2 protein-coding genes are annotated in these 1,703 nt (G+C 66.4%); both read left to right on the top strand.

The window, feature by feature from the left end; genetic code table 11:
* Nucleotides 1-978, top strand: a 978-nt coding sequence (locus tag RDN59_RS12235; protein WP_308608074.1) for an acetyl-CoA C-acyltransferase, incomplete at its 5' end; no start/stop codon positions are given.
* Nucleotides 979-1,703, top strand: a 725-nt coding sequence (locus RDN59_RS12230) for an enoyl-CoA hydratase/isomerase family protein (protein WP_308608073.1), incomplete at its 3' end; no start/stop codon positions are given.

The raw sequence follows: 1,703 nt of genomic DNA, 5'->3' as shown, positions 1-1,703 counted from the left end.
GGGTTCCCGGACACCGTTCCAGGCATTACGGTCAACCGCCTGTGTGCTTCGGGTATGTCCTCGATTGCTCTGGCTACCGCCCTCGTGGAATCCGGCCAGGCGGATATCGTCGTCGCCGGCGGCGTCGAATCCATGTCCCGCGCACCCTGGGTCATGGAGAAGCCGAACAAGGCTTTTGCCAAGCCAGGCCAGGTTTTTGATACCTCTATTGGCTGGCGCTTTGCCAACCCGAAGTTCGCGGAGCAGGAGAAGATGACCTACTCCATGCCGGAGACCGCCGAGGAGGTGGCCAACGTCTTTGGTATTAGCCGCGAGGACGCCGATGCCTTCGCCGTGCGTTCCCAGGAGCGCGCGCTCGCTGCTATCGAGGCCGGCAAATTCGCCCGGGAGATCGTGCCCGTCGAGGTCACCGACCGCAAGGGCAACGTCACCGTCGTCGACACCGACGAAGGCCCCCGCCCGGGCACCACGATGGAGGTCTTGGCCAAGCTGCGCCCGGTGACCTCCCTGGGAGACGTCACCACCGCGGGCAACGCCTCCTCGCTGAACGACGGCGCCTCCTGCGTCATCGTCGCCTCCGACGAGGCCCTCAAGAAGCACAACCTGACCGCCCGCGCCCGCGTGGTGGCCAACTCCGCGCGCGGTGTGCGCCCGGAGATCATGGGCACCGGCCCCATCCCTGCTACCCGCGACGTGCTCGAGCGCGCCGGCTGGGAGCTGGACAGCGTGGATGCCGTCGAGCTCAACGAGGCTTTCGCCACCCAGTCGCTGGCTTGCATCCGCGAGCTGGGCTTGGATGAGGACAAGGTCAACGCCTGGGGTGGCGCCATTGCGCTGGGCCACCCGCTGGGTTCCTCTGGCTCCCGCATCACCTTGACCCTGCTCAACCGCCTGGAAACAGACGGGCTGAGTCGCGGCATCGCCACCATGTGCGTAGGCGTAGGCCAAGGCACCGCGATTGCGATTGAGAGGGTCTAAATGACGACTGCTATTGAGATTTCGACGCGCGGCGAGAACGACGAGATTGTCGTCGCCAAGCTCAACCGCCCCGCCGTCCGCAACGCCATCGATGAGCAAATGGTGACGGAGTTCCACGAGCTCTGCGCGCAGCTCGAGTCCGATCCCCGCATCCTCATCATCACCGGCTGCACGGTGGATACCCCGAAGGGTTCCCGCGGGATCTTCGCCTCCGGGGCGGACATCGCGCAGCTTCGGGAGCGCCGTCGCGAGGACGCCCTCCGCGGCATCAACTCAGGAATCTTCCACCGCATCGCCTCACTGCCCGCCCCCGTCATCGCGGCGGTGGATGGCTACGCCCTCGGCGGCGGATTGGAGCTGGCCCTAGCCGCTGACTTCCGCGTGTCCACTCCTTTTGCCAAGTTTGGCCAGCCTGAAGCCGGCCTGGGTATCGCTGCCGCCGCGGGTGCAACCTGGCGCCTCAAGGAGTGCGTGGGCACCCCGCTGGCGAAAGAGATTCTGCTGGCCGGACGCATCCTCAACGGCGAAGAAGCCCTGGCCAACCACCTGGTCAGTGAGCTGCACGAGCCGGACGCGCTTGTCGACGGGGCCCTCGCCCTCGCCTCTCGGATTGCTCAGCAGGACCCGCTGGCCGTGCGCTTGACCAAGCAGCTCATCTCTATGCCTGATGCGGCCCACCCGGCGGTGGACAACATCGCCCAGGCCGTGCTCTTTGAGTCCCCCGC

This window comes from uncultured Corynebacterium sp., from assembly GCF_902489365.1.
Lineage (GTDB): Bacteria > Actinomycetota > Actinomycetes > Mycobacteriales > Mycobacteriaceae > Corynebacterium.
The sequence above is the reverse complement of the archived record's forward strand: the minus strand, read 5'-3'. Positions and strand labels throughout refer to the sequence as shown.